Genomic DNA, 23,761 nt, shown 5'->3' with positions numbered 1-23,761 from the left:
TCTGGCCTGTTCCCGTCATCCGGGGACAGGCCTTTTCGTTTTCCATCACCGCCCGTCCAGCGCCCGCGCTCCCTGGAGCGAGAGCGCCCCAGGAGCTCCCCGATGTCGCACCGTCGTGACCCAGCCCATGCGCGCCCAGGCCCCCTGTCCGGAGCGCGGGCGTGATCGAGCTGCGAGGCATCCACAAGGTCTTCAGCCAGGGCGACCGGCAGGTGACGGCCCTGCACGACGTGTCGCTGCACGTCGAGCCGGGAGAGGTGTTCGGCGTGCTGGGGCGCAGCGGCGCCGGCAAGTCCACCCTCCTCCGCTGCGCAAACCTCCTGGAGCGCCCCACGCGCGGCGAGGTGCGGGTGGCGGGGCAGGACCTGCTGTCCCTGAGCCCCCACCAGCTGCGGCAGGCGCGACAGGGCATCGGGATGATCTTCCAGCACTTCAACCTCTTCGCCTCGCGGACGGTGGAGGGCAACGTCGCCTATCCCCTGGAGGTGATGGGCCTGCCGCGCGCGGCCATCCGCGCGCGCGTGGCGGAGCTGCTGTCGCTGGTGGGCCTGTCCGACAAAGCGCGGGCGTATCCCTCGCAGCTCTCGGGAGGGCAGAAGCAGCGGGTGGGCATCGCCCGGGCCCTGGCGCCCCGGCCGCGCGTCCTGCTGTCGGACGAGGCCACGTCCGCGTTGGATCCGGAGACGACCCGCTCGGTGCTCGGGCTGATGAAGGGCCTCCAGCAACAGCTCGGGCTGACGCTGCTGCTCATCACCCACCAGTTGGAGGTGGTGAAGGCGCTGTGCGGCGCCGTGGCCGTGCTCGAAGGGGGCCGGCTGGTGGAGCAGGGGCGCGTGCAGGCGCTGCTCGCGCGTCCGGAGTCCCGGCTCCGCGCGCTGTGTTTTCCCCCCCTGTCCGGACAACAGGAACCCACGGCGGGGCAGCGCGTGGAGCTGTCGCTGACGGACGCGCATGCCCGCAGTCCGTTGCTCAGCACCCTGGCCCGCCGCTTCGACGTGGACGTCCTGCTGCTGGAGGGCGCGCTGGAGCGCGTGGGGGAGTCCCGCGTGGGCCGGCTGCTGGTGGAGCTTCACGGCGCGCCGGGAGCGGTGGCGGAGGCCCGGACCTTCCTGCGGGAGCAGGGCTTGACCACCGCGGAGGCCGCCCATGGGTGACCTGCCGAGAGCGCTGGGCGTCGCCACCCTGGAGTCACTCTACATGACGTCGGTGGCGTCGGTGCTGGTGGTGCTCGCCGGCCTGCCGCTGGGGGTGCTGCTGGTGGTGACGGACCGGGGCGGGCTCTGGCCGGCGCCCGCGTTGAGCCGGGCGCTGGGGGCGCTGGTGAACGTGGGGCGCTCCATCCCGTTCATCATCCTGATGGTGGCCCTCGTCCCGCTCACCCGCAAGGTGGTGGGGACCACCATCGGAACGACGGCGGCCATCGTGCCCCTGGTGGTGGCGGCCATTCCCTTCATGGGCCGCGTGGTGGAGCAGGCCCTGCGCGAGGTGGATGCCGGCCGCGTCGAAGCCGCCGTGGCGATGGGCTCCACGCCCCTGCGCATCATCCTCCGCGTCCTGCTTCCGGAGTCCCTGCCGTCGCTCGTGCGAGGCACGGCGCTCGTCGTCATCAGCCTGCTCGGCTACAGCGCCATGGCGGGCGCGGTCGGCGGCGGAGGGCTGGGCGACCTGGCGGTGAAGTACGGCTACATGCGCTTCCGCGTCGACGTCATGTGGGGCTGCCTCGCGGTGCTGCTGGTGCTCGTGCAGGCGCTGCAATGGCTGGGAGAGCGCCTCGCCTCCCGCTTCGACCCCACCCGCTCCTCCCCTCCCCCGGATCACCCCTGACTCCCATGCGCACCTCCTTCCGAATCCTGTCCGCGGCCCTCCTGCTCCTCGCGACGTCGTGGCTGGGGGGCTGCAAGCCCGCGCCCTCCGAAGCCTCGAATGCCTCGCGTCCCCTGAAGGTCGGCGTCAATCCCGTCCCCCACGGAGACATCCTCCGCGTCGCCGCCAGGGTCGCGGAGCGCGACGGCGTGCGCGTGGAGGTGGTGGAGTTCACCGACTACATCCAACCCAACCTCGCGCTTGCGGACGGCCAGCTGGACGCCAACTACTTCCAGCACGAGCCCTACCTGGAGCGCTTCGCCGGGGAGCGCCACCTCGCGTTGAAGAGCGTGGGCGCGGTGCACCTGGAGCCGCTGGCGCTCTACTCCCTGCGGTTCCGGCAGCTCGCGGAGCTCCCCACGGGCGCGAAGCTCACCCTGCCGGCGGACCCCAGCAACGCCGCGCGGGCCCTGCACCTGCTGGCGAAGCAGGGGCTGCTGACCTTGCGCGAAGGCGCCGGAGCGGACGCCACGCTCCAGGACGTGGTGGGCAATCCACGCAAGCTGGACCTGCGGGAGCTCGACGCCGAGCAGCAGCCCCGCACGCTGGAGGACGTGGACGGCGCGGTCATCAATGGCAACTACTTCCTGGAGGCCCAGAAGCAGCTGCACCTGGATGCCCATGTCCTGGCCCGCGAATCCGCGACGCGCAACCCGCACGCGAACGTGCTCGCGGTCCGGGCGGGCGATGAAGCCCGTCCGGAGATCCGGGCCCTGGTGAAGGCACTCCAATCCGACGAGGTGCGCCGCTACATCGACGCCACCTACGGCGGCGCCGTCATCCCCGCCTTCTGAGCCAGCCAGCCGGGGACGGCCCCAGGCGGGTCAGACGATGTCGAGCCCGTACTGCGCGGCGGTCAGGTACTGGAGCATGACGAAGTAGACGCTGGAGGAGGCCTTGTGGCCCGAGGCCCCCTGATAGGATTTGATCATCTCGTTGCGCAGGGCCCGCAGCTCCGACTTGTTCCGTGAGCGGTTGTCCGTGAAGGGGTTGCTCAGCTCCGCCACCAGGCCACACGCATCGGCGAAGGCATCGAACGAGGCCCCATCCGTGTCGTCCACGACCTCGTAGTCGTCCTTCTTCTTCCCGCTGCCCTTGACCACGTCCGCCCAGAGCCGCGCGCGCACCCGCGCCCGCTCTTCCGAGACGCTGGTGACGAGCGCGATCTTCAGATGCGCCGCGAGCGCCTCCGCGGCCCAATCCCCGCCCGGCCGCACCGACGCCCCCCAGGCCCCGGTGGGATTGAACTCGAACGTGGGCCAGAAGCCCGGGTCCGCGGGCAGGCCCATGTTGCGCTCCTTCCGGATGAGCCCGACGAGCCCCTTGCGCACCTCCTCGGGCTCATGCGCGTCCGGGAAGGCCTTCGTGCAATCCTTCAGGGGGATCTCCCCCCCCAGGTGGCACGGCGACGTGAGCGGATGCGTGAACACGCCCACGACCGAGTTCACGGCCGTCACCCCGGAGGTCTTCACCTTGCTGCTGTTGTGCACGGCGTCGTGCGGCGAGAAGTAGTGGAACACCTGCGCCTCCCCGCCGAGGTGCAGCTCGAGCTTCGCCTTCGACTTGGACCCGAGCACGACAGGCGGCGCGGAGATGGCGTAGCAGCAGACGCTCACCCGGCTCTTTATCTTCGCGTAGACCTTCGCCAGCAGCTCGCCGCCCGCCAGGTCCAGATAGGCGCACTGCGCGAGCGCGCCGCCCAGGCTGTGGCCGGTGAAGAGGATCTCCCGGGGGACGCGGCCGTGCATCGCCTCCAGGCAGGCCGCCGCCAGGGACTCCTGGCAGCTCGCGTAGGCGTACCAGAAGCCGGCGGACAGCTTCGCGCCGCTGAACCGGCCGACCTTCACCTCCTTCAGGTGGTTCATGTCGGTGACCCAGTCCGGGCTCCCCGCGCTGTTGACCAGCGCCTGCCCCAGCGCGCGTCCGCCGCTTCCGCTCCGGCTGCCGCGAAAGACCACCGTCAGCCGCTGGAGGTCCGGGTCGTAGATGGCGGCCCCCATCCAGCTGGGCCAGCCCGCCGTCGGGTGCGTCTGCGTCATCCCCGTCTTGCCCTGGAAGTAGCAGCACCGCTTCGAGCCGCTCGCGTCGGAGTGCTCGAGCCCCAGCAGCGTCCGCTCCCCGAAGAGGTCCCGCATCTTGATGGGGATGTCCTCCCCCTCCAGGTCCACGCCCTTCGAGAAGGAGATGGAGCGGTCCAGCTCCCGCGGCTGGAAGAGGATGTACGGAGAAGCCCCCGTGCCGCCCCGATACACGACCCCCTGCCGGGGGTTCGGCGGAGTCCGCAAGTCGTATTCGATGGGATCGAACTTGTGGATGTCCGCTTCGCTGCCGAGCAGCCTGTGCACCTGGGCCAGCACCCGGTCCCTCGCGCCCTGCCACAACCCGGCCCCGTGGGATTCGTAGAACGGATCCATCGGGTAGACACAGCCCTGGGCATACGCCTTGTAGGCAAAGCGACAGTACTCCAGCATCTCCAGCGCCGTCTGGGCATCGGGGTGAGGCATGGGGTGGCTCCTGGGGGCTGCGACAAACGTCGAGGATCAAACGGGCGGCGGCGACAGGGAGTCAAATGGAGCGAGGCTGACCCACACGGGCCCACGGCCCCAGCCGCGCACGCCCTGGCGCCATTGACCGCTTATTCCTGAAAATATACTTTTCAAGGCTTGTGCAAGGGTTTCCGTCCCGGAGCCCGCACGTCCCCTGAGAGGCCGCATGAAACTGAGACTGACCCAGGCGGTGAGTGCCTTCTCCCTGCTGGCCGCGGCATGCGGCCCGCTGCCGGAGGCACCGGAGTCCGACGGCGAGCAGTTCGGTCACACGGCGCAGATGATCCACCGCGAGCGGGCCATCCCCAACGAATACATCGTCGTCCTGCGCGACTCCGCGCAGGAGGTCCGGCAGCAGGGGGCGGCGAGCATCGCCCAGGAGCTGGTGTCCCTCACCAGCGGCCGGGTGCTGCGGACCTATGAGCACTCCATCCACGGCTTCCTGGCGAACATGAGCGAGGCCGAGGCCCGCCGCCTCCTGTCCGACCCGCGCGTGGCGTATGTGCAGGAGAACGGCCTCATCCACGTGTCCGCCACGCAGACCGGCGCGACGTGGGGCATCGACCGCATCGACCAGCGGGACCTGCCGCGCAACAGCTCCTACACGTACAACGTCGATGGCACCGGCGTGCACGCGTACGTCATCGACACCGGCATCCGGCAGACCCACACCGAGTTCACCGGCCGCATCGGCAACGGCTACGACTTCATCGACAACGACAGCGACCCCTCGGACTGCCACGGCCACGGCACGCACGTGTCGGGCACGGTGGGCGGCACGACCTGGGGCGTGGCGAAGAAGGTCACCCTGCACGGCGTGCGGGTGCTGGACTGCACGGGCTACGGCAACGACGCGCAGGTGATTGGTGGCATTGATTGGGTGGCGGCCAACCACATCAAGCCGGCGGTCGCCAACATGAGCCTGGGCGACGTCGCCATCCAGGCCGTCGATGACGCGACGGAGCGGTTGATCGCCGCGGGCGTCACGACGGTGGTCGCCGCCGGCAACGACAGCGACGACGCCTGCGACTATTCGCCGGCCCGCGCGCCCAACGCCATCACGGTGGGCTCCACCACCAGCTCGGATGCCCGCTCGTCGTTCTCCAACTACGGCGCGTGCCTGGACCTCTTCGCGCCGGGCTCGAGCATCACGTCCGCCTCGAACTCCGGCAACTCGTCGAGCACGTCGATGAGCGGCACGTCCATGGCCTCGCCGCACGTGGCCGGCGCCGCGGCGCTCTACCTGAGCGCCAACCCCACCGCGACGCCCCAGCAGGTGCGGGACGCGCTGGTGAACAACGCCACGCCGAACAAGGTCACCAGCCCGGGGACCGGCTCGCCCAACAAGCTGCTGTACACGCTCTTCATCACCGGCGGCGGCGGCAGCGACACCACCCCGCCCACCACCTCCATCACCTCGCCCGCGGGCGGCGCCACGCTGAGCGGCACCGCGAGCCTGAGCGCCAGCGCCTCCGACAACGTGGGCGTGTCGCGCGTGGAGTTCTACGCGGGCGCCACGCTGCTGGGCACGGCGACGGCGGCGCCGTACAGCATCTCGTGGAACACGACGGCGGTGGCCAACGGCACCTACGCGCTGACCACCCGGGCGTATGACGCGGCGAACAACGTGGGCACGTCCGCCACGGTGTCGGTGACGGTGAACAACGGCACGGGCAGCTGCTCCATCTCCGAGCAGCTCCTGGTCAACCCGGGCTTCGAGAGCGGCAACACAGGATGGACGACCTCGTCCGGCGTCATCAGCGGCACCACGTCCGGCAGCGCGCCGCGCACGGGCACGTACAAGGCCTACATGAATGGCTACGGCAGCACGCACACCGACTACGCCTGGCAGGACATCACCATCCCCGCCACGGCGTGCAGCGCGACCCTCACCTTCTGGGCGCGCATCACCTCGTCGGAGACGACGACCACCACGGCCTACGACAAGCTGGCCGTCCAGGTCCGCAACAGCGCGGGCACCGTGCTGGCCACGCTGGCCACGTACAGCAACCTGGACAAGGGCTCGGCCTACGTGCAGCGGACGTTCGACCTGGCCGCCTACAAGGGCCAGACCCTCCGCCTCTACTTCAACGGCACGGAGGACGCGTCGCTCCAGACGAGCTTCTTCCTCGATGACACGGCGGTGAACATCGTCCGGTAGTCCTCGCGGGGACGCAGGGTCCAGAGGCCCAGCAGCCCACCGGGTTGCTGGGCCTCGTCGTTCCTGCGCTCACGGCGCCACGAGCCCCTGGCCGCGGACCTTGTCCGGCGTGGTGCCCGTCATGCGCCGGAACATCGCGATGAAGGCGGACGCGCTGCTGTAGCCCAGGTCCAGCGCGATGGCCTCCACCGCGTGGCCCTGCTCCAGCATCGCCAGCGCCTTGACCACGCGCAGCCGCTGGCGCCACTCGCTGAAGGACAGGCCCAGGCGCTGCTGGCAGCGCCGCTCCAGCGTGCGCTCGGTGGTGTGCAGCGCCTGGGCCCACTCGGCCAGGGAGCGCTCATCCTCCGGGTGCTGCTCGAGCGCCGTGAGGATGGGCGCCAGGAGCGCATCATCCGACATGGGCAGGTAGCTCCCATGGGCCGGAGCCAGCGACAGCTGATCAATCAGCACCCGGAACAGCCTGCGCTCGGCGCTGGTGCGGGGCTGCGCCAGCGCACTGTCCCGCAGGTGCTCCATCAGGGACTTCATCAAGGGGCTCACCGCCATCGCGCACGTCGTCTTGGGCAGCCCCCGGCACCACTCGGGGGCGAGGTAGAGCGAGCAGTGGGTCGCCTCGAAGCGGTTCATGCCCCGGTGCTCGACGTCGGGCGGCAGCCAGATGCCGTACTGCGGGGGCGCGAGGTAGTGGTTGCCCGCCAGCTTGAGCTCCATCACGCCGCTGAAGGCGTAGACGAACTCCCCCCACGGGTGGCGATGCCGGGGATAGGCGGCCGCCGCGGGCAGGCTCGCCGCGCGGAAGTACACGGGGTGTGGAAGCTTTGAGGTGAAGGGAACTTGCAGCTGCTTCGCCATGGCGGCTTCTCGGCATGGGTTGTCGGAATCTCGCTATATCCATCCGCCCCGTCAGCCGCAGGATGAAGTCCATGAGCTCTCACCGGAAACCCGCGGATGGCTTCGCGCTCGCGACCATGGTCGTGCTGTGCGCCATCTGGGGCTTGCAGCAGGTGGCCGTGAAGCTGGCCGCGCCCCACATCCCGAACCTGATGCAGATGGCGCTGCGCTCGGGCCTGGCCGCGCTGCTCGTGGGGCTGCTGTGCTGGGTGCGGGGCGAGCGGGGGCTCTTGCGCCGTGGGCCGTGGCGCCCCGGGCTGCTCGTGGGCGTGCTCTTCGCGTCGGAGTTCCTCTTCGTGGGCGAGGGGCTGCGCCACACGCACGCCTCGCACATGGGCGTCTTCCTCTACACCGCGCCCGTCTTCTCCGCGCTGGGCCTGCACGCGTTCGTGCCCTCGGAGCGGCTGAAGCGGACGCAGTGGCTGGGGATTGGCGTGGCGTTCGCGGGCATCGCGCTGGCCTTTGGCGGCGGCGTGCTCCGGGGCGGCCTCAGCCCGAGCGTGCTCCGGGGTGACGCGATGGGGCTGCTCGCGGGCCTGTCGTGGGGCGCCACCACCGTGGTGATCCGCGTCTCCGCGTTGTCCGACGCACCGCCCACGCAGACCTTGCTGTACCAGCTGGTGGGCGGCGTCGCGCTGCTGCTCCCCGTGGCCCTGCTCACCGGACAGGCCGGCCCCATCACGCTGGCCCCCATCGCCTGGGCGAGCCTGTTCTTCCAGGGCGTCATCGTCTGCTTCGCCAGCTACCTCGCGTGGTTCTGGCTCCTGCGCCGCTATCTCGCCTCCAACCTGTCGGTCTTCTCGTTCATGACGCCCCTGTTCGGCGTCAGCGCGGGCATCTTCGTGCTGAACGAGCAGGCGGACCTCTCCTTCGTGGTGGGCGCGGTGCTGGTCCTCACCGGCATCCTCATCGTGAGCGGCGCCGGCCTGCTGCGCTCCACGTCCGCGATGAAGCCGGGCGAGACCTGAGTCCCGGGCGGAGCGAGGGCGCCACGGGTGTGCGTATGGGTCCCCTTCGCGAGAAAGAGATGGCTGTTCAGGCATCGGCCACGGGCCCGTGACGCGTCTTCGGCGCTGCCCCGTTCAGAGGGTGGGCGCGGAGCGGGCCCCCAAGCTTCCTCTTCGAGAGGGAACGGAGGAACATTCGTCCGCGCCCCACCCTGACGCCGAGCAGGGGCGCTGCCTCGCTCGAGGCGGAGACGAAGAAGGAGCCAACACCGATGTCGCCGCGCCATCTCATGCCGTGGTTGTTGCTGGTGGCCTTCGTTACCGCCTGCGCCTCGTCCTCGCCGCCAGAGCAGCGAAGGCGGCCGCCCCCGAGGGTCCTCTTCGAGTCGCCCCTCGCGTTGCTGCTGGAGCACCATGAGGAGCTACAGCTGACCACCGACCAGCTGATCAAGATCGGTCAGCAGGACGAGGCCCTGACCGCGGCCAACAAGCCCCTGCGTGAGCAGCTCCGGGAGGTCTGGCATCCCGAACCGCCCCCGGGAGGCGGCCCCCCGCCGGGAGCCGGAATGCCCGGCCGAAACGCCCCGGTGGGCCTGGGCGGGCGGCCTCCGTACAGGTCCCCCGACCGCCCCCCGCCCCCGCCCTTGAGCGAGGAGGACAAGAAGCGGCAGCAGGCCCTGCTCCAGGCGATGGAGGACAACGAGGCGGCGGCATACCGCGAGGTCGAAGCGAGCCTGGATGCGTCGCAGAAGGTGAAGGCGCGAGCGCTGATCGAGAAGCAGCGCGAGGAGCGGGCTCACGCACGTGAGTCGATGCAAAGCTCGCCCTGACAGTGGCTCCTCCCGGGCATCACGGGAAGCGGGCGGCCCCACCCCATGAAGTCAACGGAGCCATGACGGCTCGCTCCCCGGTCCATGGCGGTCGCCGTCATGATCAACGCGCCAGCCATGACCGCGCTCGGCGCTGGCAGGATGGCCACGACCGTCGGCGCCCAGGCACTGAATCTTTCCGAGCCCCCATGACCTTCCGCCCGTTGACCTTCGTCCTCCTCGCGCTGTCCGTCTCACTCAGCGCCTCCGCCCAGGCTCCCGCGTCCCCGCTGGGGCCCATCTCTCCCACGACCGGGATGGTGCTTCGCGACGACGTGGTGCGCGCGCTCATCCAGGAGAGCTCCGGGGACCGCATCCAGGACGGCGTGCAGCGGCTGTCCCTCCTCGCGCGCGACAACCTTGATGGCTACACGGAGGCGGCCACCTGGGTGAAGACCGCCGCCGAAGCCGCGGGGCTCCAGGACGTCCAGTTGGAGGCGATGAAGGACGGCCCCCGGTGGCGGGCCACGCGCGGCGAGCTGTGGGTGGCCGGGCCCCACCGGTACCGGGTGACGTCCTACGCCGACCAGCCCATGTCCCTGGCGGTCGGGAGCGGCAGCTTCGAGGGCACGGACCTGGAGCTGGTCGACGTGGACACGGGCACCGAGGACGCGGAGTACGCAGGCAAGGACCTGAAGGGCAAGGTCGTGCTCACGCGGGGCCCACCCTCGACCGCGCTGCGCAACGCCGTGCTGAAGCTCGGCGCCGTGGGCGTGGTGTCGTCCTATTCGACGCCCTCCTGGAACCTCCCCAACCGCATGGACGGCGACTTCCCGGATCAGGTGGGTTGGGTCTTCCTCCCGCGCAGCCTGATGTCCCAGGGCGTGCGGATCCCCTTCGTGTTCATGGTGTCGGACCGTCAGGCGCGCGAGCTGCGCGCCCAGTTGCGGCAAGGTCCGCTGAAGGTGGACGTGAGCATCGCTACGCAAGCGCCCACGGGTCATCTCAGCATCGTCAGTGGCGTCATCCCCGGGACGCGTCCGGGAGAGGAGGTCGTCCTCACCGCCCACCTGGACCACTACAAGCCCGGGGCTGACGACAACGCTTCCGGCTCCGCCACGCTGCTGGAGCTGGTGCGCACATACACCACGCTCATCCGCCGGGGCGTGCTGCCGCCGCCGGTGCGCACCCTGCGCGTGCTGTGGCTGCCGGAGTTCGAAGGCACCCGCGAGTGGTTCTCCCGCCACGGCGCGGAGCCGGTGCGGCGGGTGGCGCAGTTCAACTTCGACATGCTCGGCGCCAGCATGACCCGCGTCCACTCCCGCTTCCAGGTCTCGTACACGCCGGACTGGAACGGCAGCTTCGTGAACGCCGTGTCCGAGTCCACGGTGGCCTTCATGAACCGCTTCAACAGCGTGGCCTACCCGCCGAGGCGGGACTTCCGCATCGGCTCGGTCACCGGCTCGCGGGACCCGATGGACGCGCACATGGACCGCTACAGCCGGGGTTCGGATCACCAGATCTTCAACGACTACGGCATCCCCGGCGTCGCCTTCTCCACGTGGCCCGATGACGGCTACCACACCAGCGGCGACCGGCCAGAGAACGTGGACCCCACCCAGCTGCACCGCGCCGCCTTCGCGGGCCTGGCCACCGTCACCGTCGCCGCGTGGGTGGAAGGTCCGGGCGCCGCGGAGCTGTCGCGCCTGGTGGCGGTGCACGGCGCGAAGCGCGTGGCGGAGGACGAGTTCCGGGCCCGCCTCGACCTGGCCGCGACGCCCGACGCGGAGCTGCCCGCCTTCGCCCGCCTGGCGCGCGCCACGGTGCGCGCCGGCTACCAGCGTGAGCGCGACGCCCTGCGCTCGTGTCTGGCATTGGGCGCGCCCGCGGAGCCGGTGAAGGTGCTGATCAAGGCCCTGGAGGGCGCCGAGTCCCAGGCCCTGGCGCGCCTGGAGGCGGACGGCAAGGCGCGCAAGGTGTCCCTGAAGGAGCCCGCCCCTGGCGAAGCCGAGCGCCGGGCGAGGGCCTTCGTTCCGCGTCGCGTGAAGGGCCAGGAGCTCGCGTCGTTCGACGACCTGGAGCGCGGCGCGGCCCCCGAAGCCAGGGCCCGCGTCGAGGCGGTGAAGAACGCCATGAGCACCGCGGCCACGGCCCTGCGGGAGCGGGGCGAGGGCGAGCTGCGCTTCTACCAACTGGCGGACGCACTCGCGAGCTACGCCGACGGCAAGCGCTCCGTAGCGGACATCCGCGACGCGGCCTACGCCGAGTATGGCCATGTCTTCTCCGTGGACGCCCTGCTGGAGCTGTTCGGGTTGCTGGAGCAGGGCGGCGTCATGACGCGAGGACGCTAGGGATTGGAGCGCGCTCCAGGCTGGGTTCCACGCCACGAACAAGGGGCCACGCACGACGGGCGTTCTTCTCCCTCAACCACGCTCCCGTTTCCCCTATGTTCACGGAGATCCGCCCGCCCGCGCACCCACCACACCTCCAGGTCCTCCCCATGCTCCGCTCGCGACTCGCAGCCCTTGCCCTGCTCCCGCTCGTCTCCGCCTGCTCCTCACCTGAGTGCACGGAGACGGGTGACTGCGCGTCGCGGGGCCCCGACATCGTCTGCGTTGAAGAGCGCTGCGTTCAGGCCTCCTCGCCCGACGCGGGGACTCCCGACGCGGGCACGGGTGACGCGGGCGTGGACGCGGGGACTCCCGACGCGGGCTCCGACGACGCGGGCTCTCCGGATGCCGGCGGCTCCGATGCGGGCACCCTGGATGGCGGCGAGCCGCCTCCGGAGGCCTCGCTCCGCATCACCGAGATCAACCCCGACCACCCCCAGGATCTCATCGAGCTGGTGGCCGTCTCCGGTGGAACGCTGAGCGGCATCTCGCTCCTGGAGCTCACCAACTCCGACTTCGCCTTCACCTTCCCCCAGGGCTACACGGTGGAGACGGGTGCCGTGCTGGTGCTCCACCTCGGCGGGTCCTGCACCGACGCTCCTGGCGACCCGGCCTCCTGTGGACAGACGGCACCCTTCAGCGACAGCGCCTGGGATTTCAGCATGCCTGGTACGCTGAGCTACTCCGGCAAGGCGTTTGAGTTGCTCTCGTCAGCGGGAGCGCCTGTCGATGGCGTTCCCTTCGTTCGAGCCTCAGGGGAGATGCCCGCCAGCATCGTCGCCGCCGTCCAGCGCCTGCAAGCGGACCGCGTCTGGGATGCCACCCCCTGCATCCACGACATGACCACGGGTCTCGCGAAAGACCGCTACTGCCGAAACATCGCCGCGGACTGGTCCAGCCTCAACGAGAGCTCCAGCGTCATGCGCATCAATGGCACCGCACCGCTGGCGACGCCGGGAACCCGGACGCAATGGAGCGGTCCTCTCCCTTCGCGCTGGGGAACCTATTAGGCCTCCAGCCGCCTCAGCCGCGCCATCGGGCCTCGCACCAGGTCCCCTGCGTGAAGGCGACACGCCGCCACAAGGCTTCTGATTTCGCCAATCCGGCATGAGCCTTCGCGCACCTCCGCCCCGAGGCACGAGGGAGCGCGGCGATACGGCGTGCCCGGATTCATCGAAGCGCCAGGGTTGATACTGGGGCTGGCCGGCATCGGATTGACGGGGTCCGCGCTCGGGAGCACGGTGCGGGCCGAAGGGGTAGGCCACATGAAACAGCTGACACTTCTTCTCTGCCTGCTCACCGCGGGCTGCGCGTCGCAGCAGCGTCCCGCGTCCGCCGATCGCTGGCTCCTCACGGGCACGCGGCTCTATGTGGCTCCGGACGAGCCCCCGCTGGACAACGCCTGGGTGCTGGTGAGCGGCGGGAAGATTGAAGCCATGGGCTCCGAGTCCGACGCGCCGCCAGCCGGGGTCCGTCGCGAGGACGCATGCAGTGGCGGCGTCATCACCGCCGGCTTCCAGAACAGCCACGTCCACTTCACCGACCCCGCGTTCGCCGGAGCCGCCAGCCGGCCAGCCACTGAGCTCCAGCCGCCGCTGAGCGGGATGACCACGCGCTTCGGCTTCACGACGGTCGTCGATACCGGCTCCGACCCCGCGAACACCGGGGCCCTTCGCCAGCGCATCGAGCGCGGTGAGGTGCAGGGACCGGAGCTCCTCACCGTCGGCTCCCCGATGTATCCGCGGAACGGCATCCCCTTCTACCTGCGGGACCTGCCGCCCGAGCTGCTGCGGCAGCTCGCGCAGCCCGCGTCGGCGGAGGAGGCCCGCGCCATCATCCGGACGAACTTCGAGAACGGCGCGCGGGGGACCAAGCTGTTCGTCGCCACGCCCCAGGGACATGGAGAGATCCGCCGCATGCCCGCGGACATCGCGCGCGCCATCGTGGAGGAGACCCACGCGCACGGAGGTCTGGCCATGGTGCATCCCACGGATCCCGAGGGCGTGAGCACCGCGGTGCAGGCGGGCGTGGACATCGTCGTGCACACGACCATCGACCCTCCGAAGTCCACATGGAGCGCCGAGCTCATCCGTCAGATGGTCGAGCGCCACGTGTCCCTGGTGCCGACGTTGCAGCTCTGGGGCCATGAGCTCGCCAAGGAGCAGGTGCCCGCGGAGGTGACCGAGCGCATCGTGGGAGGTGCCGAGCGACAGCTCGCCGCGTTCTCGAGCGCTGGTGGCCAGGTCCTCTTCGGCACCGACGTCGGGTACATGACCGACCTGGATCCGACGCGCGAATACGTCCTCATGGCCCAGGCGGGGCTGACGCCGATGCAGATCCTCGCATCGCTGACCACGGCCCCCGCGGCGCGCTGGAGCGCCTCCGACCACAGGGGCCGCGTCAAGCCGGGCTTCGACGCGGACCTCGTGGTGCTCGACGGCGATCCCTCGGCGGATGTCCAGCGGTTCACCGAGGTGAAGTGCACGATTCGCGCGGGCAAGGCGCTCTATGTCCGCGAACCCGCGCGATAGCGACGCCGGGCCACCTCCCTCCCCTCCTCCGCATGCGGCGATGGAGGAGGAGAGGGAGTCTCCGGCTCCAGGGCGGGCCTCCTTCCCCCCCGGATAAGGGGGCCCGGCCCTGGAGCCGGAGTTCCTCAGGCCAGGGGCTGGGAGCTGGAGCCGTTCTTCAGCTCCTTGCGCACCGCCTCGCTGACGCGCTCACGGACGATGTTGGCCATGCGCTCGCGGAGGTCCTCGCCCACGCGCTCGCGGATGGCGGCCACGAGGCTCTCCGTGTCGACCTGGCCAGGGCCTTGCGCCTGCACGCCCCCCATGAACGGCTCCCCGAACCCGCCGCGCATCGTCGGGCCCATCGCGCCCATGGAGCCCATCGACTCGCGGATGGCGTCCCCCAGCCGCTCGCGCAGCACATCCTGAAGCTGCTCGCGAAGGTTGCTCGACAGCCGCTCGTGGAGCGTGTCGACGAGCCGCCCGCGGAGCGCCTCGGCGATGCGCTCGGGGTCCACGGCCGCGAAGCCCTGCGGCTGGAAGCCCCCGAAGCCCTGCATGCGCTCGCCCACCTTGGCGCGCAGCTCGTCGCCCAGCCGCTCGCGCAGCGCGTCGCGCACGCGCTCACGCAGGCCGCTCTGGACGCGCTCGCGCAGGGTGTCCGCGAGCCGCTCGCGCAGGGTGTCCGCGAGCCGCTCCGGGTCGATCTGCCCCATGCCCTGCATCCGGCGCTCGGACAGCGCGGAGCGCAGCATGTCCGTCAGGCGGTCCTTCATCGCCTCGCGGACGCGCTCGCGCACGGCGGTGTGGATCCGGTCCGACACGCTGTCGGAGATCCGGACGCGGATCGCCTCGGCGATGCGCTCGGGGTCCATGGCCACGAAGCCGTCCATGCCCATCCGCCGCTCCATCATCGCGGAGCGCACCGCCTCGCCCAGCCGCTCACGCAGCACGTCGCGGACGCACTCGCGCACGACCGTGCCGAGCCGGTCGCGCAGGGCGTCCTCCAGCTTGATGCGCACGCGCTCGGCGATGCGCTGGGGGTCGAAGTGCCCGTGCCCCTGGTGCATGCTCATCCAGTTCTCGGCCAGGGCGGTGCGCAGCGCCTCGCCCAGCCGCTCCCGGAGCACCGCGCGGGCGCGCTCGTGGACGCCGCTCACGATGCGCTCATGGATGGCGTCGGCGAGGCGGTGGTGGATGGCCTCGGCGACCGGCTCCATGTCGAACGACTGCCCGCCCATCTCCCCCGAATGCACGTTCGTCATGCGCTCGCGCAGCGCACCGCGGACCGCGTCGCCGACGCGCTCACGGATTTCCATGCCGATCCGCTCCTCCAGGCCGGACACGACGCGCTCGTGCACGGCCTCGACGATGCGAGCCTTGAGGGCTTCGCCAAACATCTGCTGCCCCTGCATGGAGAACTGTTCCTGGTTCATTCAGAGACCTCGGGTTGCTGCGGGTAGAACGGCGGGCGCGGAGGGTTCCGGCCCGCCGCGCGGGGCGAATTGATAGGGGCAGCGGTCCCCGCCGAATACAGGGCCCGGGTGCCGCGCGAGCGTTGGCGCGGACACTCCGGACCGTGCTCCTGGGAGGGGCAGGCGTGGGCATCAGCCAGTGGTGAACGGTGCGGCCTCCCGCGCAGCCCCCTGGCACTCCGAGCCCGAGGACGTGGCCTGCGCCGAGCAGTCGGGCCGCGCCGGGGACCAGTACTCCGACCTGGGAGCGGGTCCCACTTTCGGCCCGATTCCGGAGACCCATTCAAGGGGGAGCAGGATGAAGCGGATGAGACGGGCGCTGTTGTCCCTGGCGCTGGGCGCGAGCCTCGGCTGCACCAGCACCTACGATCCATACTATTACGACAACGTCTACTACGACCCGTACTATGGGGCGTACGACGCGGCATGGAGCTACGCCTGGGTCGACCCGGTGTATGGCTATTGGTATTACAGCCTCCCGGTCCTGCCCCAGCAGAACACCGTCGACCCGGACGCGGCGGCAGCCCAGCTCGCGGCGAACGTCGACACCGCCTTCACCCCCGCCGGCTGCGCCACCGCCACCGCGTCGGGCGCGACGGTGAACTACACCTTCAACGACTGCACCGCGGTGATCTCGCTCACGCAGCTCACGGGAAACGTCCAGGTCACGCTCTCGAACAACCAGGGGCAGCTCGCCGCCACGGCCAGCTCCAACAACCTCACCATCAACGGCGAGCCGTACACCCTGTCCCTCCAGATTTCAGGTGCCCCGCCTCAAGGAGACCAGCGCCAGGTCACCATTGTCTCCAAGAGCTTCTCGCCGGATCACCTCGACTCGCGCATGACCCAGGGCACGGTCACCTGGGTGGAGGGCAGCGGGTGCATCACCGTGGACAGCCAGACACAGTCCACGAGGGGCAGCCTCAGCTCGACCTCGACCGTCTCCGGCTACCAGCGCTGCGAACACCAGTGCCCCTCGGCGGGAACGGTGCGGGTGGAGACGAGCGAGGGGGCGTTCACCACGACGTTCAACGGCAGCAGCACCGTCCAGGTCACCGCGCCTAACGGCGACAACAAGTCGTTCAACCTCGACTGCTGAGCGCCGGGTGGGGCCGGGGCGTCTGCGTGACCTCAGCTCCAGCCAGCTCTTGCGACCACCCGCCGCGTTGGAGCCCCCAGCAGCACGTCGCCCAGGGCGGGCGTGCCCGCGAAGACGTAGCCCGCGACAGGCGCGACCAAGGGCACCTCGCCCGCGGACGGGGTGCCCCCGGTAGCGTAAAGCCAACTATGAATGATGGTGGGGCCACCAGGCTGACCTGCCGCTGAGCTGGAACCAGCAACCGACGGAGCCAGGCCTTGTGGGTGGCGCCATCGACGCATGCGGGCTTCAGCTCGGCTTGAGCCAGACGGTGCGGCTGACCGCGCCATTCAGGCCCAGGTACGTGCCGCCGTCCCCCTGGTAGATGGCGATGCTCTCCGCCTTGCCGGAGATGGTCGCGTTGATGATGAGCTGATGGCCCTGCACCTGGTAGGTGGCGTTGTTGTCCGCCGAGCCGTTCACCGTGACCCGCGCGGGGCCGCGCTGCGCGCCCGGACTCTCATCCGTGAGCTGGATGTCCAGGTTCAGCGGGCCCTTGTAGAAGGCCGTATCGATGGTGCCCTGAAAAGACGCGCTGAAGTTGTTGAAGTTGGAGAAGACGCCCGTGCCGATGTTCACCCAGAAGACGATCTGCGTTTCGATGATCTCCTTGGAGCCAGTCTGGGTACCAGAGGCAAAGAAGGGCTGTAGCGTGGCCATTGGGAACTCCTGCGTCACGAGGAAAGGCCCGGAGCCGTGCATTCCCAATGAATGACAGACTCGCGAGCCCGAGCCCTCCCAAAGCAAACGACAGGCCAACCTGTACTGCCGAAGCCTCTCGCGGCAACTCAATACCTTGACGTCGCCAGGGCTCATGGTCCGCGTAGGACGGTACGCAAACGCGTTCCCCGTGGACGCGGTTCCATCCGCCCCGGCTCATCCTCCCTCGACGATGAACGTGGTGGAGTCCACTCTGGTGTTGCCGGTAACCGGATCATACGCGGTCACCGTGACTTCGTATGCGCCCTGCCGCTGTACGGGGAGCGCTCCCTCGAACGGGCAGCCACACATGAGGATGACGTTGGCGTGAAGAGGGACGGTGAGCTTCTTGTCTCCCGCGAGCTTCATGAACTCATGAGCGGAGGGGCGTCAGCACGTCCACCACGAAGCTCCAGGATGAGACCATCGCCTTCGAGGTGCTTGCCGGGCAGCAGCCAGAGCTGGGGCGTGCTGGTCGCGAGCGCCTGCCGCTGCACGAGGGCCCCGGCCCACTCCACCGTCACCAGCCGCAGGGAAGACCTGGAGCGAAGGCAGGTACCACGGCGTGCTCCCGGACGGCACCCACGCGGAGCAACGCGGACAAGGAAAAGGCCTGGCAACCCGTGCTGGATTGCCAGGCCCTTTCAAGTGGAGGCGGCGGGAATCGAACCCGCGTCCGAAAGCCGTCGGCTCTTCGACCCTACGTGCGTAGTCCGCGATTTGCTACGTCACCGGGGCTCCCACGGACGGGATACCCGATGCCGGTCCTGGAAAGGTCTCGCCACCTCGGGCCCAGGCACCCTTGGCGGCCAGTCCGCATTATGACGGCCTGTCCCTACCCCACGGACCGAGAGCAGGGGGACCGCGCACTAGAGACTGCTAGTTAGGCAGCCAGCGCGAGCTCAACGTTGTCGTTGGCTTTTGTGTTGTTGTCGGCAGTTTTACGAGCACCCAACAAGCTCGGCACGCGTCTCGAACGTCATTGCCCCCGTCGAAGCCAGGTCGCCCCCGGTCGATGTACGTCATGCGGCCCCAACGGCTCCGCACTCGACCTACATTAACCGCTGAACGCCCTCCGTCAATCCTCCTGAGGTCCCGACGGTCGCGGCGGCGACATCCCCTCCCCTGCCTGCCCCTCGGGCAGCCCCCACCGGAGACCCCTCCATGCAGGCCTACGCGCTCCAGACCCCCACCGGCTCCTCCAGTTGGACCCTCGCGGAGCTGCCCCAGCCCCAACCGGGCCCCGGCCAGGCGCTCGTCCGCATCCACGCCGTCTCCCTCAACTACCGCGACCTCATCATCGCCCGCGGCACCTACCCCGGCCTCAAGCTCCCCCTCATCCCATGCTCCGACGGCGCCGGTCAGGTCGTCGCCGTGGGCGCCGGCGTCACCCGCGTGAAGCCCGGCGACCGCGTCGCCCCCACCTTCTTCCAGGTCTGGACCGACGGTGAGCGCACCCCGGAGAAGGTCGCCCACGCGCTCGGCGGCAGCATCCCCGGCGTCCTGGCGGAGTACGTCTGCGTGGACGCCGAAGGGCTCGTGCTCCTCCCGGACTGGCTGTCCTACGAGGAGGGCGCCACCCTCCCCTGCTCCGCGGTCACCGCCTGGAACGCGCTCGTCCCCCAGGGCGGCCTCAAGCGGGGGCAGACCGTGCTCGCGCAGGGCACCGGCGGCGTGTCCATCTTCGCGCTCCAGTTCGCCCGCCTCCTCGGCGCGCGCGTCATCATCACCTCCAGCCAGGACGCCAAGCTCCAGCGCGCGAAGGCGCTGGGCGCGCAGGGGCTCATCAACTACCGCCAGCGGCCGGACTGGGAGCTGGAGGTGCACACCCTCACCGGCAACCAGGGCGTGGACCACGTGCTGGAGGTGGGCGGCGCGGGCACGCTGCCCCGCTCCGTCGCGGCCACCCGGGAGGGCGGCCACATCGCGCTCATCGGCCTGCTCACCGGCGCCCCCGGCAAGCCGGACCCCGCCGCCATCGGCAACAAGGGCCTGCGCGTCGTCAGCACCTACGTGGGCAGCCGCGAGATGTTCGAGGACATGCTCGAGGCCATGTCCCAGGAGAAGACCCGGCCCGTCATCGACCGCGTGTTCCCCTTCGCCCAGGCGCGCGAGGCCCTCCAGTACCTGGAGTCCGGCGGCCACTTCGGGAAGATCGTCATCACCGTGTGAGGCCCGGCACTGGCGCACAGACGACAGGCGCCGGCAGAAAGCCACCCCCACCCGGACGACCTCCGGCGTAAGGTCCCGCGCTCCCCTCGGGACCGTCCGCTCCAGGCGATGGGCGCGTCCCGGCACCGAAAGGGTCCGCGCATGCGCCGCCTGTTGCCCCTGCTGCTGCTGCTCCTGATACCGGCGCTGCCGGCGTCGGCGCAGCAGCCTCCAGACGCCTCCCGCTTCTTCCCCTACACCCTCCACACCACGCGCCTGCCCAACGGCCTCACCGTGGTGCGCGTGCCGTTCAACTCGCCCGGCATCGTCGCGTACGTCACCGCGGTGCGCGTGGGCTCGCGCAACGAGGTGGAGCCCGGGCGCACCGGCTTCGCCCACTTCTTCGAGCACATGATGTTCAAGGGGACGAAGGCGAACCCCGAGGGCCAGCGCGAGCGCCTCCTCGGCGGCTACGGCTTCGACGACAACGCCTTCACCACCGACGACATCACCGTGTACCAGGTGTACGGCCCCACCGCCGGCCTGGAGAAGCTCATCGCCCTGGAGGCGGACCGCTTCCAGAACCTGGAGTACTCCGAGCCGTCCTTCCAGACGGAGGCGCTCGCCGTCCTCGGCGAGTACCACAAGAACGCCGCGGGGCCGGACCTCAAGCTGGAGGAGGCCCTGGCGAAGACGGCCTTCACCCGCCACACGTACCAGCACACCACGCTCGGCTTCTACGACGACATCCAGGCGATGCCCCAGGCGTATGCGTACAGCCGCTCGTTCTTCGAGCGCTGGTACACGCCCGCCAACACCACCCTCTTCATCGTCGGTGACTTCGACGACGCGCAGGTCGTCTCGCAGGTGACGAAGGCCTACGGCGCCTGGCGGCGCAAGCCCGCCACCGTCACCATCCCCACCGAGCCCGCGCAGACGAAGCCGCGAGCCGTCCACGTGGACTGGCCGCAGCCCACGCAGCCGCGCCACGTGCTCGCGTGGCACACGCCCGCCGCCCGCGCGGACACGCCCGACGCCTCCATCCAGGCCATCCTCGCCGAGTACCTCGTGGGCGACACCAGCCCCGCGTACAAGGAGCTGGTGCTGGAGAAGCAGTCCGTGGAGTCGATGAGCGTCTACACCACGCCCCACCGCGACCCGTACCTCTTCCCCATCGACGTCACCCTCCAGGACGAGAAGGACCGCGCCGACGTGGACGCCGTGCTGCGCCGCGAGGTGAAGGCCCTGGCCGACGGCAAGGTGGACGCCGCGCGCGTGAAGGCCATCCAGGACCACCTGCGCTACGGCCTGCTGATGGACCTGGAGACGCCGCGCGACGTGGCCATCGACCTGGCCCTCTACGCGGGCGTGATGGGCCGCCCCGACGCGCTCGCCAGCTACCTGAAGCTCCTGGGCACCGTCACGCCCCAGCAGCTCACCCTGTTCGCCCGGAAGTACCTCCGGGACACGAACCTCACCGTCCTCACCCTCACCCCCAAGGTCTCCGCCGCCGGAGGGACGCCGTGATGAAGACCCGCGCCACCGTGTCGCTCCTCCTCGCCGCCGCGCTGTCGCTCGCCGGCTGCGCCTCCACCCCGAAGCCCCCTCCCGAGAGCCCGCCGCGGCCCCCGCCCGCTGAGCCGCCGCAGCAGCAGCCGGAGCCGGGCGCCGTGACCGCGGTGCCGCTGAAGCAGCCGCAGCCGATGCAGCTCGTGGTGCAGGCCCGGCCGGAGACGCCGCTCGTCAGCCTGCGGCTCGTCTTCCACACGGGCTCCATCGACGACCCGAAGGGCAAGGAGGGCCTCACCGCCCTCACCGCGAAGCTGATGGCGGAGGGCGGCACGCAGCAGCTCACCGCCGCGCAGCTGCTGGAAGCGCTCTACCCCATGGCCGCCGAGCTCAAGGTCTTCACCGACAAGGAGATGACCACCCTCTCCGGCCGCGTCCACCAGGACTACCTGCCCGCGTTCCTGGAGATCTTCACGGACACGCTGCTCGCACCGCGCTTCGACCCCGCGGAGTTCGAGCGCCTGCGCGCCAACGCGCTCAATGCCGTGCGCAACGGCCTGCGCAGCGAGGACGACGAGACGCTCGGCAAGGTGGGCCTGGACGCGCTGCTCTACGCGGGGCACCCCTACGCCCACTTCACCGGCGGCACCGTGCAGGGGCTCCAGTCCCTCACGCTGGAGGACGTGCAGGCCCACGCGCGCCGCGTCTTCACGCAGGACCGGCTCGTCATCGGGCTCGCGGGCCCAGTGGACGCGACGCTCCAGCAGACCGTCACCTCGCGCCTGGGCGCGCTGCCCGCCACGGGCGCGCCCCGGGTGGAGCTGCCCACCGTGCCCCCGTCCGCGGGGCGCGCGCTCATCCTCCAGAAGCCCGCGCTCTCCACCGCCGTGAGCATGGGCTTCGTCACGCCGCTGCGCCGCGGGGACCCGGACTTCTTCCCCGTGGCGTTCGCGCTGTCCAACCTGGGCGAGCACCGCCAGTTCATCGGCGTGCTCTTCAACGAGCTGCGCGAGCAGCGCGGCCTCAACTACGGCGACTACGCCTACGCCGAGCACTTCATCGAGGACCGGGGCAACGGCACCTTCAACCGCACCAACCTGGTGCGCACGCAGCAGGACATCTCCGTCTGGCTGCGGCCCGTGGTGCCCGCCAACAGCGTGTTCGCCACGCGCGGCGCGGTGTACTTCCTGGAGAGGATGTCGAAGGAGCCCCTCTCGCAGGAGCGCTTCGACCTGGTGCGCGGCTTCCTCCAGGGCTACACGCGCCTGTGGGAGCAGACGGATCAGCGCCGGCTGGGCTACGCCATCGACTCGCTCTACTACGGCACGCCGGACTTCCTGGACGCGTACCGCGAGGCGCTGAAGACGATGACGCCGGACTCCGTGCAGGCCGCCGTGCGCCGGCAGCTCCAGCCGGAGAAGCTGGCGTTCGTGTACGTCACGGAGGACGCGCGGGGGCTGGCGCAGCAGCTGAAGTCCGGCGCGCCGTCGCCCATCACCTACGCGTCGCCCAAGTCGCCGGAGCTGCTCAAGCGGGATGAGACCCTCATCCAGCAGAAGCTGCCGGTGCGCCCGGACGCCATCCAGGTCGTCCCGGCGGCGGAGTTCATGGAGCGCTGACGTCCGCGCTCCCTCCGGCGCTCAGGGGCTCTCCGGCAACGCCGTCCACACGCCGCGAAAGCGCTTGAGCGCCGGGTCCTTCTGGCGCTTGCACTCGACGCCGTCCACCAGCACGGTGCCGTCGTCGCTGAGCAGCAGGATGTCGTCCGACGTGTCGGGCGTGAAGAACGCCTCCGGGTTCACGCTCGACAGGTCCACCGACGTCACCGGCACCGGCGCGTCGTCGCCGCCCCTCCAGCTGAAGAGCCGCGACTTCGCCTCGGAGCGGGTCGCCCCCGCCATGATGAGGTAGCGCCCCCGCCACGACGACAGCGAGCGGATGCCCAGCCCGCCCAGGTCCAACAGCCGGGGCTCGCCGAAGCGCGCGGCCGCGCCATCGCGCACCACGGCCTCGGGGTTCAAGAGCGGCACCACCAGCGCCTTGCCCCCGGTCAGCGGGCTCCGGAAGCCAATCCACATCCCGGGCGCGTCCAGCATCGCCGTCAGGCCTTCGATGTTGAGCCCCCCGGGCTCCTTGGGCGGCAGCGGCTCCGCCCGCGCGAGCCCGTAGGGCGCAAGCCGTGGTTCCGCGAGCAGGTCCTCCAACAGCCGCGGGTACGGCTGCCCGACGAGCTGCATGTGCTCCGGGTCCTCCACCCCCGTGGCGAAGAAGCGCAGGCGCGCGGGCTGCTTCTTGCCGGAGCTGTTCCGGCCGTGCGACGTGAGCCAGAAGGCCAGGTTGCCCAGCCGCGAGCCCGCCTCGATGTCCGTCTCCGGCGGCTTCTTCTTCACCGGCAGCTCGAGCGACGGCGACAGGTCCACCGTCCGCAGCGGACGGCCTCCCTTGCGCGCATCGTAGACGCGCAGGATGTTGTCCTCGTCGTCCGCGACGACAAACAGGCCCCGCCCCAGCTCCACCGCGCCGGACGCGTCACAGCTCCCCTCGAAGACCACCGTGTTCGCGGGCGCGGAGGGCAACGCGTCACGCCGCGTGTTCGCCTCGCGGGCGCCACAGCCCGCCACCAGGACACATCCCCACAGGAGCCACTGTTTCATGGCCCTGCTTCTCGC

At 70.3% G+C, this 23,761-nt stretch carries 19 protein-coding genes and 1 other RNA gene; 13 read left to right on the top strand and 7 right to left on the bottom strand.

Annotated features, from left to right (window positions below):
- Nucleotides 1-161 precede the first annotated feature (161 nt).
- From U8525_RS14150 to U8525_RS14140, 3 genes are read left to right on the top strand one after another with little or no spacing between them, the layout of a single operon-like run.
- Nucleotides 162-1,154, top strand: a complete 993-nt coding sequence (locus U8525_RS14150; RefSeq protein ID WP_374265771.1) for a methionine ABC transporter ATP-binding protein — start codon at nucleotides 162-164, stop codon at nucleotides 1,152-1,154.
- Nucleotides 1,147-1,824, top strand: coding sequence for a methionine ABC transporter permease (locus U8525_RS14145; protein ID WP_374265769.1), 678 nt, complete (start codon nucleotides 1,147-1,149; stop codon nucleotides 1,822-1,824). Before U8525_RS14150 ends, U8525_RS14145 begins: the two co-directional genes overlap by 8 nt.
- Nucleotides 1,825-1,829: 5 nt before the next feature.
- Complete coding sequence (locus U8525_RS14140) at nucleotides 1,830-2,657, top strand: MetQ/NlpA family ABC transporter substrate-binding protein (RefSeq protein ID WP_374265767.1); 828 nt, start codon at nucleotides 1,830-1,832, stop codon at nucleotides 2,655-2,657.
- A 30-nt stretch (nucleotides 2,658-2,687) separates the two neighbouring features.
- Here U8525_RS14140 and U8525_RS14135 read toward each other — a convergent pair whose 3' ends face one another.
- Nucleotides 2,688-4,367: a hypothetical protein gene (locus U8525_RS14135; protein ID WP_374265765.1), complete on the bottom strand. Its 1,680-nt coding sequence runs from the start codon at nucleotides 4,365-4,367 to the stop codon at nucleotides 2,688-2,690.
- Between the two features lie 208 nt (nucleotides 4,368-4,575).
- On the opposite strand from U8525_RS14135, the gene U8525_RS14130 reads away from it, so the two are divergent.
- Entirely contained in the window at nucleotides 4,576-6,570 is a 1,995-nt protein-coding gene (locus U8525_RS14130; protein WP_374265763.1) for a S8 family serine peptidase, read from the top strand.
- A 69-nt stretch (nucleotides 6,571-6,639) separates the two neighbouring features.
- On the opposite strand, the gene U8525_RS14125 is transcribed toward U8525_RS14130, so the two are convergent.
- Nucleotides 6,640-7,425: a helix-turn-helix domain-containing protein gene (locus U8525_RS14125; protein WP_374265761.1), complete on the bottom strand. Its 786-nt coding sequence runs from the start codon at nucleotides 7,423-7,425 to the stop codon at nucleotides 6,640-6,642.
- Between the two features lie 71 nt (nucleotides 7,426-7,496).
- Between U8525_RS14125 and U8525_RS14120 the strand changes: the two genes are divergently transcribed.
- The 5 genes from U8525_RS14120 (at nucleotide 7,497) to U8525_RS14100 (ending at nucleotide 14,141) form a co-directional block, all read left to right on the top strand.
- Nucleotides 7,497-8,432: a DMT family transporter gene (locus U8525_RS14120; protein WP_374265759.1), complete on the top strand. Its 936-nt coding sequence runs from the start codon at nucleotides 7,497-7,499 to the stop codon at nucleotides 8,430-8,432.
- A gap of 251 nt (nucleotides 8,433-8,683) precedes the next feature.
- Nucleotides 8,684-9,241 (top strand): hypothetical protein, encoded by a 558-nt coding sequence (locus U8525_RS14115; RefSeq protein WP_374265757.1) that lies wholly within the window; start codon nucleotides 8,684-8,686, stop codon nucleotides 9,239-9,241.
- A 188-nt stretch (nucleotides 9,242-9,429) separates the two neighbouring features.
- Complete coding sequence (locus U8525_RS14110) at nucleotides 9,430-11,571, top strand: M28 family peptidase (protein ID WP_374265755.1); 2,142 nt, start codon at nucleotides 9,430-9,432, stop codon at nucleotides 11,569-11,571.
- Between the two features lie 149 nt (nucleotides 11,572-11,720).
- Nucleotides 11,721-12,620, top strand: coding sequence for a hypothetical protein (locus tag U8525_RS14105; RefSeq protein WP_374265753.1), 900 nt, complete (start codon nucleotides 11,721-11,723; stop codon nucleotides 12,618-12,620).
- Nucleotides 12,621-12,875: 255 nt separating this feature from the next.
- The gene (locus tag U8525_RS14100) at nucleotides 12,876-14,141 is read left to right on the top strand and encodes an amidohydrolase family protein (protein WP_374265751.1); all 1,266 of its coding nucleotides are present in this window, start codon (nucleotides 12,876-12,878) and stop codon (nucleotides 14,139-14,141) included.
- A gap of 125 nt (nucleotides 14,142-14,266) precedes the next feature.
- Here U8525_RS14100 and U8525_RS14095 read toward each other — a convergent pair whose 3' ends face one another.
- Nucleotides 14,267-15,556, bottom strand: a complete 1,290-nt coding sequence (locus U8525_RS14095; RefSeq protein WP_374265749.1) for a hypothetical protein — start codon at nucleotides 15,554-15,556, stop codon at nucleotides 14,267-14,269.
- Between the two features lie 337 nt (nucleotides 15,557-15,893).
- Between U8525_RS14095 and U8525_RS14090 the strand changes: the two genes are divergently transcribed.
- Complete coding sequence (locus U8525_RS14090; RefSeq protein WP_374265747.1) at nucleotides 15,894-16,694, top strand: hypothetical protein; 801 nt, start codon at nucleotides 15,894-15,896, stop codon at nucleotides 16,692-16,694.
- A gap of 288 nt (nucleotides 16,695-16,982) precedes the next feature.
- Here the strand turns inward: U8525_RS14090 and U8525_RS14085 are convergent, their stop codons facing one another.
- From U8525_RS14085 to ssrA, 3 genes are all read right to left on the bottom strand, one after another.
- Nucleotides 16,983-17,393: a hypothetical protein gene (locus tag U8525_RS14085; RefSeq protein ID WP_374265745.1), complete on the bottom strand. Its 411-nt coding sequence runs from the start codon at nucleotides 17,391-17,393 to the stop codon at nucleotides 16,983-16,985.
- Nucleotides 17,394-17,609: 216 nt separating this feature from the next.
- A complete protein-coding gene (locus U8525_RS14080; protein ID WP_374265743.1) occupies nucleotides 17,610-17,801 on the bottom strand; it encodes a hypothetical protein in 192 nt (63 codons plus the stop codon).
- A gap of 277 nt (nucleotides 17,802-18,078) precedes the next feature.
- Nucleotides 18,079-18,442: a transfer-messenger RNA gene (ssrA, locus tag U8525_RS14075) on the bottom strand.
- 154 nt (nucleotides 18,443-18,596) lie between these two features.
- On the opposite strand from ssrA, the gene U8525_RS14070 reads away from it, so the two are divergent.
- The 3 genes from U8525_RS14070 (at nucleotide 18,597) to U8525_RS14060 (ending at nucleotide 22,711) form a co-directional block, all read left to right on the top strand.
- On the top strand, nucleotides 18,597-19,604 hold the full coding sequence (locus tag U8525_RS14070) for an NAD(P)-dependent alcohol dehydrogenase (protein WP_374265741.1): 1,008 nt from the start codon (nucleotides 18,597-18,599) through the stop codon (nucleotides 19,602-19,604).
- Between the two features lie 141 nt (nucleotides 19,605-19,745).
- Nucleotides 19,746-21,110, top strand: a complete 1,365-nt coding sequence (locus U8525_RS14065) for a M16 family metallopeptidase (protein ID WP_374265739.1) — start codon at nucleotides 19,746-19,748, stop codon at nucleotides 21,108-21,110.
- Nucleotides 21,110-22,711, top strand: coding sequence for a M16 family metallopeptidase (locus U8525_RS14060; RefSeq protein WP_374265792.1), 1,602 nt, complete (start codon nucleotides 21,110-21,112; stop codon nucleotides 22,709-22,711). The genes U8525_RS14065 and U8525_RS14060 overlap by 1 nt, the downstream gene beginning before the upstream one ends.
- Nucleotides 22,712-22,732: 21 nt before the next feature.
- Here the strand turns inward: U8525_RS14060 and U8525_RS14055 are convergent, their stop codons facing one another.
- Nucleotides 22,733-23,746 (bottom strand): DUF3616 domain-containing protein, encoded by a 1,014-nt coding sequence (locus U8525_RS14055; RefSeq protein ID WP_374265737.1) that lies wholly within the window; start codon nucleotides 23,744-23,746, stop codon nucleotides 22,733-22,735.
- Nucleotides 23,747-23,761: the final 15 nt, after the last annotated feature.

The sequence above is a fragment of the Corallococcus sp. RDP092CA genome, from assembly GCF_041903675.1.
Lineage (GTDB): Bacteria > Myxococcota > Myxococcia > Myxococcales > Myxococcaceae > Corallococcus.
Note: the sequence above shows the minus strand (reverse complement) of the source record. Positions and strands in the feature narration are given on the sequence as shown.

What these genes read in the sequence shown, in the direction of transcription:
- U8525_RS14130 (WP_374265763.1), top strand. Translation starts at nt 4,576, where the DNA reads ATGAAACTGAGACTGACCCAGGCGGTGAGTGCCTTCTCCCTGCTGGCC.
- U8525_RS14105 (WP_374265753.1), top strand. Translation starts at nt 11,721, where the DNA reads ATGCTCCGCTCGCGACTCGCAGCCCTTGCCCTGCTCCCGCTCGTCTCC.
- U8525_RS14055 (WP_374265737.1), bottom strand. Translation starts at nt 23,746, where the DNA reads ATGAAACAGTGGCTCCTGTGGGGATGTGTCCTGGTGGCGGGCTGTGGC.
- U8525_RS14085 (WP_374265745.1), bottom strand. Translation starts at nt 17,393, where the DNA reads ATGGCCACGCTACAGCCCTTCTTTGCCTCTGGTACCCAGACTGGCTCC.
- U8525_RS14070 (WP_374265741.1), top strand. Translation starts at nt 18,597, where the DNA reads ATGCAGGCCTACGCGCTCCAGACCCCCACCGGCTCCTCCAGTTGGACC.
- U8525_RS14095 (WP_374265749.1), bottom strand. Translation starts at nt 15,556, where the DNA reads ATGAACCAGGAACAGTTCTCCATGCAGGGGCAGCAGATGTTTGGCGAA.
- U8525_RS14080 (WP_374265743.1), bottom strand. Translation starts at nt 17,801, where the DNA reads ATGAAGCTCGCGGGAGACAAGAAGCTCACCGTCCCTCTTCACGCCAAC.
- U8525_RS14060 (WP_374265792.1), top strand. Translation starts at nt 21,110, where the DNA reads ATGAAGACCCGCGCCACCGTGTCGCTCCTCCTCGCCGCCGCGCTGTCG.
- U8525_RS14125 (WP_374265761.1), bottom strand. Translation starts at nt 7,425, where the DNA reads ATGGCGAAGCAGCTGCAAGTTCCCTTCACCTCAAAGCTTCCACACCCC.
- U8525_RS14135 (WP_374265765.1), bottom strand. Translation starts at nt 4,367, where the DNA reads ATGCCTCACCCCGATGCCCAGACGGCGCTGGAGATGCTGGAGTACTGT.
- U8525_RS14110 (WP_374265755.1), top strand. Translation starts at nt 9,430, where the DNA reads ATGACCTTCCGCCCGTTGACCTTCGTCCTCCTCGCGCTGTCCGTCTCA.
- U8525_RS14090 (WP_374265747.1), top strand. Translation starts at nt 15,894, where the DNA reads ATGAAGCGGATGAGACGGGCGCTGTTGTCCCTGGCGCTGGGCGCGAGC.
- U8525_RS14145 (WP_374265769.1), top strand. Translation starts at nt 1,147, where the DNA reads ATGGGTGACCTGCCGAGAGCGCTGGGCGTCGCCACCCTGGAGTCACTC.
- U8525_RS14120 (WP_374265759.1), top strand. Translation starts at nt 7,497, where the DNA reads ATGAGCTCTCACCGGAAACCCGCGGATGGCTTCGCGCTCGCGACCATG.
- U8525_RS14115 (WP_374265757.1), top strand. Translation starts at nt 8,684, where the DNA reads ATGTCGCCGCGCCATCTCATGCCGTGGTTGTTGCTGGTGGCCTTCGTT.
- U8525_RS14065 (WP_374265739.1), top strand. Translation starts at nt 19,746, where the DNA reads ATGCGCCGCCTGTTGCCCCTGCTGCTGCTGCTCCTGATACCGGCGCTG.
- U8525_RS14140 (WP_374265767.1), top strand. Translation starts at nt 1,830, where the DNA reads ATGCGCACCTCCTTCCGAATCCTGTCCGCGGCCCTCCTGCTCCTCGCG.
- U8525_RS14100 (WP_374265751.1), top strand. Translation starts at nt 12,876, where the DNA reads ATGAAACAGCTGACACTTCTTCTCTGCCTGCTCACCGCGGGCTGCGCG.